We start from the raw sequence: 14,989 nt of genomic DNA on the forward strand, positions 1-14,989 counted from the left end.
GTGCCGCGGGATCCTTTCCGGATCCCGCGGCACGCCGCTTTCGTCGGCCGGGCCTTCACGCGGTCACCTGGCCGTCCACGAGCGCGATCTGTAGCATCCATAACCCGAACCCTCGTGATCCATAACCGAGGCGTTATTCGGCGGGGAGACTGCGTGGAGCTGCGCGACATCGAGATCTTCCTGACGCTCGCCGAGGAGCTGCACTTCGGCCGGACCGCCGAACGGCTGCACGTGTCGCAGGCGCGGGTGAGCCAGGCGATCAAGGTGCAGGAACGCCGGATCGGCGGGACGCTGTTCGAGCGCACGAGCCGTGCGGTGACCCTGACGCCACTGGGCGAGCAGCTGCGGGACGACCTGCGCACCGGGTACGACGCGATCCGCAAGGGCCTGACACGGGCGGCCGAATCGACCCGCGGGACGACCGGGACGGTACGGCTCGGCGTCATGGGAGTCGTCGGACACGAGATCCGCGATGTGATCGAGAGGTTCACGGCCGCCCATCCGGAGTGCGACGTGGCGTTGAGCGAGATCGTGTTCAGTGATCCGTTCTCCGCGCTGCGCGCCGGGGACCTCGATCTGATCCTGGTCTGGCGGCAGGTGCGCGAACCCGACCTGACCGAAGGACCCGTCCTGCTCACCGAGGGCCGCCTGATGGGCGTATGGGCCGGGCACGAACTGGCGGACCGGTCCTCGGTGTCGATGGAGGACTTCGCCGGGCGCGTGGTCGCCCACTGCGCGTCACCCGCGCTCGAATACTGGATCGAGTCGATGGTGCCGCAGTCGACGCCGAGCGGCCGGCCCGTGCTCCGCGGACCGGCCGTCACGACGTTCCACGAGGTGCTGACCCAGGTGGCGGGACGCCGGTGCGTCACGCCGATGAACGAGCACGGGCTGCACTACTTCTCGCACCCGGGCGTGGCATGGATCCCGGTCCACGACGCGCCGCTCACCGAATGGGCACTGGTGTGGCGCACCGACGACCTGCCTGCGCGGGCACAGGCCTTCGCAGAGGTCGCGGCTGCGGCAGGGCCCCGCGCGTACACCGCGCCGACCGGCGACCCCGCTCAGCCGCCCCGCTGACGACCCGTCACACGAACCGGCGGCCGACCGGCCCGCGCGCCGAGTGGCCGGTCTCCGTCCAGCCGGCGATCATGCGGGTCGGCGGTGTCGGGCCGTGCCCCGGCCGACCGGTTCGGTGGTCTCGTAGTGGCGCAGTCGATCGTCGGAGTGCGTCAGCCGCATCCCGGCCTTCTCCATCACCCGTTGCGAGCCGACGTTCTCGTGGGCGGTGTCGGCGATCGCCCGGCGCACCCGGCCGGTGGCGAACGCGTACCGCAGCAGGCCGCGCAGCGCCTCGGTGGCGTAACCGCGCCCCTCGACCGCGGGCACCACCCCGTAGCCGAACTCGACCACCCCATGCTCGTCCGGCGGCCCGAAGAAGCCGATGCCACCGACGACCAGTTCGCTGTCGCGCGCCACGATCTGCAGCGGCCCGAACCACGGCTCGGCCGCCGGGTGGGCGAGCGCCATCCGGGCGACGTCCTGGTCGTCGCCGCGCGGATAACCCGCCGACCACGGCTGTCCGGCCCGCTCCCCCGCCACGACCGACCCTGCCTGCTCCGCGGTCAGCGGCCGCAGCCGCAACCGCTCGGTCTCGATCAACGCGACCACGTCACGCGCCGAGACCGTTGTCGGCCAGCCACTGCGGATCCGGTGCGACCGTCTGCAGCACCTCGACCAGCAGCCCGTCCGGTCCGGCGAGCTGGAATCGGCGCTGCCCCCACGGCTCGGTCACCAGCGGCATGACCATCTCCAACCCCGCCTCCGACAGGCGGGCGAATTCGGCGTCGACGTCGGCGACCAGGAACGCCAGCAGCGTGCCGACCACGTTCTTGCCGCGGGTCGCCGCGGGCCACGACGCGTGATCGCGCTGCACGAAGTCCAGGCTCAGGTTCGGGTGTTCACTGTGCTGGGTGTTGACGTACCAGCCGAGGTCGATGCCGACGGTGAAGCCGAAGTGCTCGGCGAACCACGCCGCGCTCACGGCCGGCGTCTGCGCCGCGACCGCCATACCCACCAGTGTGAACTTCATGTGTGCCTCCTCGGGAAACCACGATCATGTGGTGCCTCCACGATCGCCGCCCGGCCGGCACTGATCAACGGCGAAGCCCGCAACGGCGGATAACCGCTGGGTTATGGCGGTCCTGCGAACATCAAGCTCTGGTGGGGCGGGCGCGGCAGAATGCGAAAACGGTGCTGTCCGTCACGGGTGATCCGCTGCCGGTACAGACAGCCAGGTCACGACGAATGCCGGGCAACCCCGACAGTGGCCGCTGAACTGCGTCCACGGTCGCGTCGACCGTAACCGATCCCTAAGGTGCGCCGTGAGGTCAACGATCCGGCGTCGACCCGATCCCCTGGCGCACCGCTTACGAGGCGGACAGGTTGGCACGGCCGGGATCAGCCTCGACGCCGGGCATCTGCCGTGGTTCGAGCAGCCCGCGGCGTTCCGCGAGGCGGTCCGGCCTTCACGGGCGCACCTGACCCGAAGCCGCAGGTGTCCCATTGCGGACGTAGCCGGGACGGCCGAGACCGCAGCACCCACCCTGGACCCCCCGCTCTCGTGGACTCTCCCGGAGGTCACCATGGCCCGACCCCGCACCAGATCACTCGCCGTCATGCTCACCGCACTGGTCACCACCGCGGTGGCCGTGCTCGTCCACCCGGCCGCCGCGCACGCCTACCCGTCGGGCTCGGGCTGGTCGGCGTACTGGTCCTACAACACCGCCAACGTGGCCCACCTCGACGCGAAGATCCCGGGCGTCGACCTCCACGTCTTCGTCGACGACACCGACTCCGGCCACCGGTACCTCACCGGCCAGGTCTCCGACACGGCCGCCGACGGCAGCTGCGCCCGGGTCCAGATCCACGGCACGCTCACCGGCGGCCAGATCGAGTACACGGTGTGCGGCTCGGGCCTGAACCACCTGTTCGTCGACTTCACGTCGGCTGAGCCGCTGCTGTTCGTTGTGCAGCGCATCCCGAGCGGCAGCACGACCGTGGCCAGCGCCGCCGACATCCTGCTGCCCAGCCCGGCCACCGACCCGGGTGTCGGCGCCGTCGGCACCAAGGCCGGCTGGTGGTACACCAGCAGTGTCTACTACAAGTTCGTCCTCGCCCGCAGCGGCGTCGAGGTCAACGGAGCCGGGACGCACATCCCCAACCAGAACGCCCGGACCGTCGTCGCGCAGGTGCAGAACCTCAACTCGCTCGGCTGCGCGAGCGCGTCGCTGAGCGCGGGCATCACCAGCACCTCCCGCCAGGCCTGCGGCACCGGCACCGCCCAGCAGCTCGAACTGCCCATCGCGATCGGCAACATCAACGTCAACGCCTGCTGGCGGTCCTCGCTGTCCCTGAGCACCCGCTGCCTCACCACGAAGATCTACGCGCCGAACTGAGCGTGCCGCACCGGCCCCGCGCCGCGGAGGACAGCGCGTTCACCGCGGCGCGGGCCGAGGCCGCCGGGTGAGACCTGAATCCGTTCCGGCTTGCCTGGACCTCACACCTCTTCACCGAGCAGCCGTCACCACTCGGCGATGAGAGGGTGACCGCGCTCGGCCCGGAACACGCGCCACCGGACCGCCCCGTCGCACCGCATGGGACCAGGTGTTTCGCATCCAAGATCAAAGTGGGCCCGGCGCAGCAGAATGCGAAATCGGTTCTGGCCGTCGCTGGTGGTCCGCTGCCGGTACAGACAGCCAGGTCACGGCGTTCGCCGGGCACCCTGGACAAGGGTCGATGATCCGCTCCTGAGCGCGGCGCTATACGCGGCGCGCTCAGGACGGTCTTATGATCGAGGCACCAGGTCGCTGACTCTGCCCGCAGCTTTCGGCAACAGTTACTGCTCAGCCAGCTCGCCAACTGTCGACTCGTCGACGTCTACCTCACCCAGAGCATCCGCGATGGCGGCGAACTCGTCCAGGGCGGCCTGGAGGTCGTCGACGATCTCGCGGGCGATCACCGCTGGGGGCAGGAGGCTGTCGCCGTCCTCCAGCGCTGGGTCCTTGAGCCAGGCGATGTCGAGGTCGACCCTGTCACGTTTGAGTAGCTCGTCGATGGTGAACGCCTTGAACCGCTCGGTCTCAACGCGCTCGCTGTGGGGCTTGCCCGGCTGGTACGCGGCGACGAAGTCGTCGAGGTGCGCGCGGCGCAGCGGCCGGGTCTTGAGGGTGAAGTGCTCGCCGACGCGGAAGTCGTACACCCACAGTTTCGAGGTCCACGGCTTGCCATCCGTGCGGGGATTCTTTTTATCGAAGAACAGCACGTTGGCCTTTACCCCGCCGGCGTAGAAGATCCCGGTCGGCAGCCGCAGCAGCGTGTGGACGTCGAACTCCTTGAGCAGGCGCCGCCGGATGGCCTCCCCGGCACCGCCATCGGTCAGCACGTTGTCTGGAAGAACCACCGCTGCCCGTCCGTCGATCCTCAGTACGGACATGATGTGCTGCACGAAGTTGAGCTGCTTGTTGGTAGTGGTCGAGCGGAAGTCGGTGCGGTCGTAGGAGATGTCCTCCTTGTCAAGCCGCCCGTCCGTGCCGTAAACGGTGATCGATGACTTCTTGCCAAACGGCGGATTGGCAAGCACCAGGGACACCCGCTCGTCGCCCGCCGGCTGCTTGGCCAGCGCGTCGCGCACGTCGATCAGCGACGGGCCGTCGCTCGTGCCGACCCCGTGCAGGATCATGTTCATCGCGGCCAGGCGGGCGGTGCCCGGAACCAGCTCAACCCCGCGGATCGCGCCGCTGGACAGGCGGTCCTGCTGCGCCTTGGTCATGCGGCCGCGATACTCATGCGCGATGTGCGCGTGCGCGGCGATCAGGAAACCGCCAGTGCCGCATGCCGGGTCCAGGATCGTGTCATCTGGCGTGGGTTGGGTGACCGCGACCATCGCGTCGATCAGCGCGCGCGGAGTAAAGTACTGGCCAGCGCCGGTCTTGATGTCCTCCGCGCCCTTGGCGAGCAGGCCTTCGTACGCGTCGCCCTTAATGTCGACTCCGGCGGCGGCCCATTCCTGCCTGCCGATCAGATCGACAGCGAGCTTCTGCAGCTTCGCCGGATCGGTGATCTTGTTCTGTGCCTTGGCAAAGATCGTGCCGAGGTTGGTGCGCGGATGCTTCGCCAGCTCGATGAGGACATGCCGGTAGTGCCGCTCCAGCTCGTCGCCCTTCTTCGCGACCAGCGACGCCCAGTCCAGGTTCTCGGGAACGACCCGCTTGGGGCGATCGCTCAGGTCGCTTTGGTACTGCTCGTCGGCGATCTTCAGGAAGAGCAAGTAGGAGAGCTGCTCCACGTAATCGATCGTCGACAGGCCATCGTCGCGCAGCACCGTGCAGTAGTTCCACAGCTTCGTGACAAGGGAGTTTGTCTCAGCCTGAGCGGAGGCGGTGGTCGTCTCGATGGTCACAGTGGGAGCTCTTCCTGAATACCGGCGGATACCTGCCTGGTCTGCCTTGGTGGTGTAGTAGATGTCGTGGCGGAGGTCCTGCGAGGCCGGGTTGCCTTCGGGCGGCTCATCCGTTCAGTCTCAAGGCGCTTGAGCAGTATCGAGGCAGGTTCATCCGACGGGTCCTGCGGGAGGACCTTGCCAGCGAGAGTCTTGGCGAGAAGGGCTCGACGCAAGTGCTGTGACCTGCGTGTAGCCCTCCGTGTGGCGGCTGCCAAACGGTTAGCGGCGGCGAAATGCTCCGACGCGATCTTGACAATTTCAGCCTGCACGTCGAGTGGCGGCACTGGGATGTCAAGCAACTCAAGGATGCGCTGATTTACCTTATAGATTCCCGCAGTCGTGCGTGCCTTGGATTCGATTTGTTCCCGAACAGTCGGGGAATCCCATACGAACGCGAGGTACTCAGGATTAATCGCGCGCGAATCTGGGCGTACGCGAATCATGGTGTCCGGGAACGCGACCGGATCTGGATCATCGACCACAAGTGCACCTCGCGCCACGAGGCGGAGCGAGCCGTTGCCTCGGCTTACCATGAAATCGCCCCGGTTGATTAGGAAAGGCCTTGCATCTTCTTCATGCCACGCGCCGCCCTTCCGTGCTGTAAGGTCTAGAACCCGATCCCTGATCGCCGTTAGTCGCAGTACGGGAAATCCTTCATCATCGGTCGGCACCGAGCGACCGTTGACGAGCGGTGAGGCAAGAAGTTCGTGGAGCTTACGGGTCGATGAGAGCCACGGTTCAAGAAGCTTACGTCGTCGTGCATTGTCGTAGGACAACATCCACTTTCGGGCGGAGTTGACATAGGCGTCGGCTGCCATGAGCCGTGATAGCTGGCCGTCAAGAGCCTCGACGATGCGGCGCTGTTCAGCGAGAGGTGCGAGGAGGATTTCGATGCTTGCCAATGCGTCTTGTGAAATGTTGCGCATTGAATCCTGGGCACCGGTCGCCTTCGCTGAGATCTGCGCTCGGACCCACGGAGACGAGAGCATGTAGACGAGCCAACGACGGTCTATCTCCGAGCATGGGATCAAACGGAGACTCTTATCTGAGAGCAGTAAACGTGGGCGACATTGCCCGACTAGGACAGGTGCGCCGACGTAAGCCTCCGTGTTGGCTCGGCTTACCAGGACATCGCCGGGCCGAATTTCGTATCGCGGATCTGGTTGACGGTGCGCAGGAACGGCCTTGTTTTCTTGTTCGTCGAATTCTCCCCAAGTCATGGCGCTGACCTTGATGATTCCCCACTCGTCCGCTTCTGCGCGTCGCGGCTCGCAGGTGTAGGACTTTCCGGCTTCAATTCCGAGGAGAAGGTCACCGAGTCGGATACGTATCCACCCGTCCGGGAGTTCCACGCTCAAGCTAGTTCTCTATCCATCTCGGCGATCAAGGCGCGAGCGCGGTCCCGGCCGAAGCACCTGACTAGGCCAGCTTGGCCGCCGCGCTCGGTGAAGGGTACGCCACGGACGTCTTCGACTGAGATCCCCACACCGATGGCGACCGTGTCGCGGATCTGCTCCAGCCACCACACCTGGTCGGCCGTGAACTCGGCCCCCGCCTGCCTCTGGCGGAGCAACCAGCCCGCAAAGCGTTCCTCGACTGCGCTGCGATAGGGCTTGAGCTCGATGTCCAGACCGAGCTCGTAGCGGATCAGGCTGACCAGGTCGGGCAGCTGTGCGTTTCCCCTGGGTGATGCGACTGACTTGCCGAGGGTCTCGTACGCGTCCCACAGGATGTCCGGGGTCCATGCATGCGGTGGTCTGCGGATGCGTGCGGCTATCTCGGTGAGCTTGTCGAGCGCGTCGCGCCCGCCGCCGCGAGCGGCGGTCAGGACTTGGATCGCGGTGATCTCGTCGCGGTGCTCGGTCAGGTAGGCGCGCCAGGAATGTACCGTCGAGGCGGCGCGCTCTTCCCTGGGCACCTCTACGAGGCTGATGACCTCGTCCTTGCTGGTCTCGTCGTAGGTGATGTCGTGGTCGCGGCGGATCTCGAGGATGCGGGCGCGCAGCGGCGGGTTGCCGGTCAGTGGGGCGATCGCGTCCTCGACGAGCTTGCGGGCGGCGGCTGGCCCGCCCTTCGCGTCGGCCTGTTCCTGCCGGTCGGGGTCGATCGCAGCGACGATGCCGCGGGCGATCTCGGCGATGGTCACGCCGTTGCCGACGGTGGCCAGCTCCTGTCGTTCGGCTGGGCTGATCTGGTGGTTGAGGCGGGCGAGTCGGCCAGCGAGCGCGGCGGCCTCGGTTTCGTTGATTGCTTTGGTCGCGCATTTCTGGAGCAGCTTTTCGAGGCTGATCTGCTTCTCGCTGGCGGCCGTCAGGGGTTTGGCGTCGACCAGCGGGGAGTCGGTGACCCCGACCGCGTCCAGCAGGATGAAGCGGTCCTTGGCGATCCCGGCGCCTGCTCCGGGGGTGACCTCGCGCAGCTCGTCGGGGTCGAGGGTGCGGGCGCCGCGGCCCTTCATCTGCTCGAAGAGCACCGCGCTGCGCACGGCCCGCAGGAAGATCACGCACTCCAGGGCACGCACATCGGTCCCGGTCGCGATCATGTCTACCGTCACCGCGATACGAAGCGCGGCGTCGTGACGCAGGTCGTTGATGAGCGTGTCCGGGTTCTTGCCAGCAGCACGGACCTTGTAGGTGATCTTCGTGGCGAAGTCGTCACCTTCCCCGAAGACCAGCTTGGCGTGGCGAAGCACGTCCTCGGCATGGTTGTCGTCCGCCGCGAAGATGAGCGTCTTGGGCAGCACCTTCCGATCGGGGAACCAGCGCCGCCAGTTGTCCCGGTAGGTCGTGAGCACGGTGCGGATGTGATCCTCGGCGATGACCGAGCGCCCGAGCTGCCGGTTGGTGTAGACGAAGTCCTCGTCAAGCTGCTCCAGACGCTGGGCACGGGTCTTGCGGTTACGGACCTTGACCGTGGTGCCCTCGTCGATCAGCGAACCCTGCGACCCGATCTTGGTCGACAGGCGCACCACGTCGAAGTCGACGTTCACGCCATCGGCGACCGCCATCTCGTAGGTGTACTCGGAGACCAGGTTCTGATGGAAGAACCCGAGGGTCTGCTTCGTCGGGGTCGCCGTAAGGCCGACGATGTAGGCGTCGAAGTAGTCCAGCACGCCTCGCCACAGCCCGTAGATCGAGCGATGGCACTCGTCCACGATGATCATGTCAAAGGACTCGGGTGGCACCCGCGGGTTGTACTCGACCGAAACCGGCGCGTCGTTCTCGTAGTCCAGGCCGTCGGCGGTCGTGTCCTCGGCGTCGTCGGCCGCGTCGTCGTTGACCACGGCCTCCCCGCGCAGCAGCCCGTACATCTTCTGGATCGTGCAGATCAGCACGCTGGAGGACTCCTGGACCTGGTCGCCGGCCAGGCGCTCCACGTTGTAGAGCTCGCTGAACTTGCGCCCGTCGTCGGGGGTGACGTAGTTGCGGAACTCGCCGAGCGCTTGGCGGCCCAGGTTGTTGCGGTCGACCAGGAACAGCACCCGCTTGGCCTTGCCGTGCTTGAGCAGGCGGTACGTCTCGGTGACCGCGGTGAACGTCTTGCCCGCACCGGTCGCCATCTGGATCAGGCCGCGAGGCAGGTCATTGGCGAGGGACGCTTCCAGCCCGGTGATCGCATCGATCTGCGCCTGGCGCAGCCCGCTGGTCTCCAGCGTGGGCATCGACTTCAGCCGCGCCCGATAGGTAGGTGCGTCCGGTTCCTCGTCAGCCTGGCGCATCCATCCGGCGACCGTCTCCGGGCGGTGGAAGGAGAACACCTCACGGGTGCGGGCAGACGGATCCAGACGGTTGAGGAATACGGTCTCCGTCCCGGTGGTCGCGTACCGGAATGCGAAGGGCTCCGACTTTCGCCACACCGCGAACGAATGCTCCTTCAGGACACCTCCGGCATAGCGGGCGTTCTGCTTCTGCGCCGCGGTGAGCGTCTCGCCTTCCCGCTTGGCCTCGATGACCCCGACGATCTTGCCGCCGACGTAGAGCACGTAGTCGGCCGGGCCTGAGGCCAGCCGGAACTCGCGGACCGCTACTCCGCGCCCGGCCATGGGGTTGAGTTCGCCCATGTCCTGGACCAGCCAGCCGGCCTGGGCGAGCATTCTGTCGATCACCCGGCGCGCCTGGACCTCGTTGAGCGGCGCGGGCCGCAGCGCCCGCTCGACGATCGTCTCCCGGTCCTTCGAGCTGACCTTGTTCGGCTGGTCCTTGAGCACGTTGAAGGACATCTGCTGCGCTGCTTGCAGCGCCGCCAGCTCGGCCAGCAGCGCCGCATTCTGCGCGCGCAGCTCCTCATGCCGTGAGCGGGACACCGCCACCAGTGACTCAGCCTCGACCCGCGCGCGCTCGTGCGCCTGGGCCAGATCCGCAACCTCGGTGAGCCTCAGTTTCGACTCGGCCAGCGCCTCTCGGTCACGCTGAAGTGCGATGCGCAGCTCCGCGAGCTCGGCCGGGTCGGCGATTACCGGCTCGGCGGGCGGCACGAAGCCCTCAACGGTGCGGTCCCCGGACAGCGCCCGGTGCAGCCACACCCCCAGCTCCCAGGCCACCCGGATCGAGCCCAGCGCACGGGCCGTGTCGAACATGTGCCGGTGTGTCGCCTGGTTCCCAACGGTGCGTAGCGTGTCGAAGGCCGAGCGCACACCGGGCGTCAGCATTCCGGCGCTCGCCAGCGCGGCCACACGATGCACCTGAAGGTCGCCGGACACACGCAGGCCGGCGCGAGTGATCAACTCCTCGGCCAGGACCTCGCCGAACTGGCGGGTGTGCACCAAGGCAGCGTTCGAGTCGGTGAACACGACCGCCTCAGCCTGCGCGCCATAGAGCGCCAGCAGCGGGTTGTAGTGGAAGAGCCTGCCGAAGTTGGCCGAAGCCCGAGCCAGATCAGCCAGCCGCTTATCCACGTCGCCCCGCCCACCGCTCGATGAGAAAGCTTCCCGCGCTGCATCATAAGCAACGCTGGTCCTCTACGCCGATCTCGTTACAACGGCCCGGACACCATCAGTCGCCTTCGCGACACAAGGCCGTCCGACTTGTCGCACGCTGAGAAAATCGCGTCTTCGCACGACGATTGGGGACGCGGTGAAGGCTGGCGAGACGACGCTGAAAGGTCTGCTCCAGGGCGAGCGGCAGTATCTCGTTCCCCTCTATCAACGCCGCTACAGCTGGAAGCGCAGGCACCTGGAGCAGCTGTGGAACGACCTTCTCAGCCTGGTGGACGCCGACCTGCCCGTGACGCACTTTCTCGGCTCGGTCGTGCTCGCCCCCAACCCCGCCAACACGCCTGCTGGCGTGCAGAGCTGGCTGGTGGTGGACGGCCAGCAGCGACTGACGTCGCTGAGCATCCTGCTGTGCGCGATCCGGGACCACGTTCGGGACACCGATCCTGAGGCGGCCACCCGGATCGACGACCTGTACCTGCTCAACAAGTGGGCGAAGGGACTGTCGAAGTACACGCTGCTCCCGACGCAGGCAGACCGTGAAGCGTGGATCTCGCTGGTGGAGCGCAAGGCGGATGCCGGAGGAGATGACGCCATCGGCGTCGCCTACCGCTACTTCCTCGGCGCGCTCGCCGCCGGCGACGACGGCCAGCCCTTCGACCTGGAGCGGCTGGAGCAGGCCATCGTGGCACGCCTGAGCATCGTGGAGATCGCGGCGCACGCCGACGACAACGTGTACCGGATCTTCGAGTCGCTCAACCACACCGGTCGGCGGCTCACGCAGGCAGATCTGCTGCGCAACTACCTGTTCATGCGGCTGCCCACCCGTGATGAGCACGTCTACCAGCACCAGTGGGTCCCGCTGCAGGAGCTGCTCAACGACGATGAACTGACCCAGCTGGTGTGGCTGGACCTGGTGCTGCGTGGCGACGACCGGGCCACGCAGGAGTCGACCTACCAGGCGCAGCAGCAGCGACTGATGAACGTCGCCGACGAGGCCGGCATCGAGGCATGGGTGGAGGAGCTGCACCGCCGAGCACGGCTGTACGCGCGCATCCTGCGGCCGGAACTCGAGAAGGATCTGGTGCTTCGTCACGCCCTGGACCGGCTCAAACGCTGGGGCGCCGCTGTCGTCGAGCCGATCGCGCTGCTCGTCATGCTGGCACACGAACACGGCCGGTTGACTGTCGCGGAGGCAGCCGCATCGTTGCGGGTCGTGGAGAGCTACCTGGTTCGACGCATGATCGCCGGTATTCCGACTAACAACACGAACCGGTTGCTGATGTCCATCGTCAAGGAACTCGGCGACACGGCACCCACCGCAGCGGAGATCACTCGGCTGCTGTCGGGACCGCGGCGGCGCTTTCCCGCCGACCAGCTCATCCGGGAGGCGGTCCTGGCCAACCCGTTCTACTGGAACGGCCGCGGCCCGCAGCGGACATACGTCCTGCGGTGTATCGAGGAGGCGTACGAGCATGACGAGCCGCTCGATTTCGCCAAGTCGAAGCTGACCATCGAGCATGTGCTGCCGCAGTCCGCCACGCCCGAGTGGCTGGAGATGCTCGCGGCGGACGCGCCGGGTGAGTCACCCGAGGAGTTGCACGGCTCGCTGGTTCACACCCTGGGGAACCTGAGCCTGACCGCGTACAACGGCAAGCTCGCGAACGATTCGTTCGGGGTGAAGAAGAAGATCCTCGCCGATAGCGGGCTGGCGATGAACCGGGCGATCGCAGACGCGGACCAGTGGGCCCGTACGGAGATCCACCAGCGGGGCCGCGAGATGGCGGACAAGATCGTTCAGATCTGGCCCGGTCCTGATCACAGTGCCGTAGCCGAGCAGGTCAAGCCCCAATGGGCTCTGATGACGAGCGTCCTGGCCTCCATCCCGGCGGGGCGCTGGACGAGCTACAGCGACGTGGCTGCGGTGATCGGCTCGCACCAGGTCCCCGTTGGCACGCGCCTGGCGACAGTAGCGGTGCCCAACGCCCACCGGGTGCTGAAACTTAACGGTGCTGTCTCAGCCGAGTTCCGCTGGCCGGACCCGCAACGGACAGACGACCCAAGAGCAGTGCTCGAATCAGAGGGCGTGGTCTTCGACGCACAGGGCCGGGCAGCGAAGACCCAACGAATGACCGCAGCCGACCTCGCCAAGGCGATCGGCATCGGGCTCGACAATGATAACGACAGCGATGCTGATCCCTCCGACAACACGGAGTGATCAGGACGCGGAGTCGCGGAAGGCTCGGGCCAACAGCTCGTTGGTTCGAGCCGGTCGATCTGGCAAGGCGTCGAGCCGCGTCGGGTGGCGTGCTCGAATCTACGACCCGGGCGCTGATCTCCTATGCTGACCGCGTGGATGATGTAGCGGTCTCGTTGGCGGACGCTGGGCACGGCCGCGAGTTGATCGATCCGATCTGCGAGGTGTACGACGAGGTCTTCTCCGCGCCGCCGTTCTTCTGGCGTGATGACGAGTCCCAGCTCCACCGGGAGCGGTTGGCGAGCCTGCTTGACGACCCGACGTTCGGCCTCGCCACCGCGACGGTAGCTGGCGAACTGGTCGGCTTCGCGTACGGTTTCACGGTTCCCGCGGATACGCAACGGTGGCAGCGGCTGAAAGCGGAGGTCGATCCCGAGACCTCACGGGAGTGGCTGGGGCGCACCTTCCTTCTGTTCGACTACGCGGTGCGGGCACCGTTGCGCGGTCGGGGCATCGGCAAGGCATTGCATGATCTTCTGCTGTCGAGTCGGTCCGAGGAGCGTGCGACGCTGACGGTCCAACCGACTGCCGTAGACACTAAGCGGATCTATGAGCGGTGGGGTTGGCGGATGGTCGGCCAGGTGGAGGGCGGCCCGACCGCCGCCGCACCGCTCTTCGACTGCTACCTACGCGATGGCCTGGCGGACCTGCGGAGAGCCGGTTAGCTCGCCAGCCCGTACGTGATCATCTGCTCGGATACGTCGCGCACCTCGGGGATGTGCGGCCACTTTGCCAGCTCCTTGGTGCCACGTCGCAGGCGATCGATCAAGCGGGCTGATCGGTTGTGGCCTGCGAGCCGTACGGCGACTCCGATGGCCTGTGCTGCTTGCGCGATGTCCGGCTTGGCCGCCCGCATGCGGCATACCCCGAGCCGCAGCGAGGTGAGTGCGAGGTTGCGTACGAATGCCGGATCGATGTTCTCCAGGGCTTGTTCGGCGACTGCCGCTCCCCGTTCAGGCTGGCCGAGGTAGAGGTAGCAGGTGCTCTCGGTGCTGGCGAGCTGGCCGGCGTTGTAGAAGTACACCAGCCCTGTAGGGCTGCCCGCGGAGCTGGTGACGAGTGCTCGGGCGGAGTTGACGGAGCTGAGCGCTGCGGTGTGCTGGTTGTCCATGGCGTAGGCGCGGGCGGCGACGTCGAAGGCGTATGCCTTGAGGTGGTCGTCGTCGGTGCGCATCGCCCATCCGCCGGCGGCGAGCGCGTGATCGATGCCGGTTCGCGGTTGGCCTCGCCAGGTCGCCAGGTGGCTCATGTTGCACAGCACCAGCGCCCCGAGTTCGGTGTTGTGCGCCTCGTGTGCGGCCGTGCGAGCCTGCTCGAAGTACGTATTCGCGGCCTCGTAGTCGTTGAGGTCGAAGCAGAGCCAGCCCGCGAAGCGCAGAAGGTTTGCGTAAAGCGACAACAGCCGGTCACGGGCGGCACCGCGTGCGGCGGGCAGGAGGCTTCGCACCAGGTTGCGCTGCGCGAGCGTGGTCTCCATCGCCGCTGTCGGACCGAGGGCGTCGTCTTGGCGCATGCAACGCCAGAGGACGGCCTCAATGTGGTCGATGGTCTGGGAATCGACTCGGGACGGCGACGCGAACGCCGCGATGGTCCTTTCTCGTTCGTCAAGGTCCAGCCCGGCGAGAACCGGGGCTGCGGCGGCGGCAGCGGCGGCGAAGCTGAGCCACTGGAGGATGTCGCGACGTTGCATTCGTTGTGCCCACTCGATGAGTTCGTGTACGAGCCGCTGGTAGTCGGCCTCGTTGGCGACCAGGTGAGAGCCAGACGACGTGATGAAAGCGTCCACCCGGCCGACGATGTCGGGGGGCTGGACACGCAGGGAGCGCTCGGCGACGGTGACCGCCGCGCCGACCGGTTCGCTGCCGGCCTGGCTCGCCGCGTCGTCGGCCGTGAAGTCGTCGCCGTCAAGCAGGTCGGCGGCACTGCACTGGTAGATCCGGGCCAGCCGGTTGAGGTCCTCGATCGACGGTGGTCGGCCGCTGGCCGAGGGCCATGCCTCCCAGTAGGAGACCTGCTTGTGGGTCAGGGGCCGGTCCGATGGCCACAGCATGTTCCACTGCTCGGCGACTTGCTGCTGCGTCATGCCAACAGCGTTGCGGAACGCCACGCGCGAGTTGACGTTGAAGCGTGTGCGCACGACGGCGGCGACTCGGGCAACCGACGTTCCCCGCTCGGTCAGCTCGGCGCGTAGCGCCGCCAACTCCGCCCGCCGACTGCGGTAAGCCGCCTTTGGCATGGCCGCTCCTTGCCCCCATCCGCCGAATGTGGACCGTGCGCATCGATCGTAGGTGGCCAGAAA

Annotated in this window: 10 protein-coding genes; 4 read left to right on the plus strand and 6 right to left on the minus strand. The window is 67.0% G+C overall.

Annotated elements, in window-relative coordinates; genetic code table 11:
* Nucleotides 1-153 precede the first annotated feature (153 nt).
* The gene (locus Cco03nite_RS22790; protein ID WP_203694218.1) at nt 154-1,080 is read left to right on the plus strand and encodes a LysR family transcriptional regulator; all 927 of its coding nucleotides are present in this window, start codon (nt 154-156) and stop codon (nt 1,078-1,080) included.
* 69 nt (nt 1,081-1,149) lie between these two features.
* Here Cco03nite_RS22790 and Cco03nite_RS22795 read toward each other — a convergent pair whose 3' ends face one another.
* Entirely contained in the window at nt 1,150-1,671 is a 522-nt protein-coding gene (locus Cco03nite_RS22795; RefSeq protein ID WP_239167583.1) for a GNAT family N-acetyltransferase, read from the minus strand.
* 1 nt (nt 1,672) lies between these two features.
* Complete coding sequence (locus Cco03nite_RS22800; RefSeq protein ID WP_203694219.1) at nt 1,673-2,092, minus strand: VOC family protein; 420 nt, start codon at nt 2,090-2,092, stop codon at nt 1,673-1,675.
* Between the two features lie 553 nt (nt 2,093-2,645).
* Between Cco03nite_RS22800 and Cco03nite_RS22805 the strand changes: the two genes are divergently transcribed.
* The gene (locus Cco03nite_RS22805) at nt 2,646-3,458 is read left to right on the plus strand and encodes a hypothetical protein (protein WP_203694220.1); all 813 of its coding nucleotides are present in this window, start codon (nt 2,646-2,648) and stop codon (nt 3,456-3,458) included.
* A gap of 440 nt (nt 3,459-3,898) precedes the next feature.
* Here the strand turns inward: Cco03nite_RS22805 and Cco03nite_RS22810 are convergent, their stop codons facing one another.
* From Cco03nite_RS22810 to Cco03nite_RS22820, 3 genes are read right to left on the minus strand one after another with little or no spacing between them, the layout of a single operon-like run.
* Nucleotides 3,899-5,461 carry a class I SAM-dependent DNA methyltransferase gene (locus Cco03nite_RS22810; RefSeq protein WP_239167584.1) on the minus strand — a complete coding sequence of 521 codons (1,563 nt, stop codon included), beginning with the start codon at nt 5,459-5,461 and terminating at the stop codon, nt 3,899-3,901.
* The gene (locus Cco03nite_RS22815) at nt 5,458-6,855 is read right to left on the minus strand and encodes a restriction endonuclease subunit S (protein WP_239167590.1); all 1,398 of its coding nucleotides are present in this window, start codon (nt 6,853-6,855) and stop codon (nt 5,458-5,460) included. Before Cco03nite_RS22815 ends, Cco03nite_RS22810 begins: the two co-directional genes overlap by 4 nt.
* 2 nt (nt 6,856-6,857) lie before the next feature.
* Nucleotides 6,858-10,397 carry a DEAD/DEAH box helicase family protein gene (locus Cco03nite_RS22820; protein WP_239167585.1) on the minus strand — a complete coding sequence of 1,180 codons (3,540 nt, stop codon included), beginning with the start codon at nt 10,395-10,397 and terminating at the stop codon, nt 6,858-6,860.
* A 178-nt stretch (nt 10,398-10,575) separates the two neighbouring features.
* Here Cco03nite_RS22820 and Cco03nite_RS22825 point away from each other — a divergent pair, with 178 nt between their 5' ends.
* Nucleotides 10,576-12,651, plus strand: coding sequence for a GmrSD restriction endonuclease domain-containing protein (locus Cco03nite_RS22825; RefSeq protein ID WP_203694222.1), 2,076 nt, complete (start codon nt 10,576-10,578; stop codon nt 12,649-12,651).
* Nucleotides 12,652-12,785: 134 nt separating this feature from the next.
* Nucleotides 12,786-13,355: a GNAT family N-acetyltransferase gene (locus tag Cco03nite_RS22830; protein ID WP_203694223.1), complete on the plus strand. Its 570-nt coding sequence runs from the start codon at nt 12,786-12,788 to the stop codon at nt 13,353-13,355.
* Here the strand turns inward: Cco03nite_RS22830 and Cco03nite_RS22835 are convergent.
* Entirely contained in the window at nt 13,352-14,926 is a 1,575-nt protein-coding gene (locus Cco03nite_RS22835) for a helix-turn-helix domain-containing protein (protein ID WP_203694224.1), read from the minus strand. The two genes, Cco03nite_RS22830 and Cco03nite_RS22835, sit on opposite strands and share 4 nt — an antisense overlap.
* Nucleotides 14,927-14,989 lie beyond the last annotated feature (63 nt).

The organism is Catellatospora coxensis, assembly GCF_016862635.1.
Lineage (GTDB): Bacteria > Actinomycetota > Actinomycetes > Mycobacteriales > Micromonosporaceae > Catellatospora > Catellatospora coxensis.

Coding starts and splice junctions, on each gene's coding strand:
- Cco03nite_RS22800 (WP_203694219.1), bottom strand. CDS start 2,092: ATGAAGTTCACACTGGTGGGTATGGCGGTCGCGGCGCAGACGCCGGCC.
- Cco03nite_RS22805 (WP_203694220.1), top strand. CDS start 2,646: ATGGCCCGACCCCGCACCAGATCACTCGCCGTCATGCTCACCGCACTG.
- Cco03nite_RS22835 (WP_203694224.1), bottom strand. CDS start 14,926: ATGCCAAAGGCGGCTTACCGCAGTCGGCGGGCGGAGTTGGCGGCGCTA.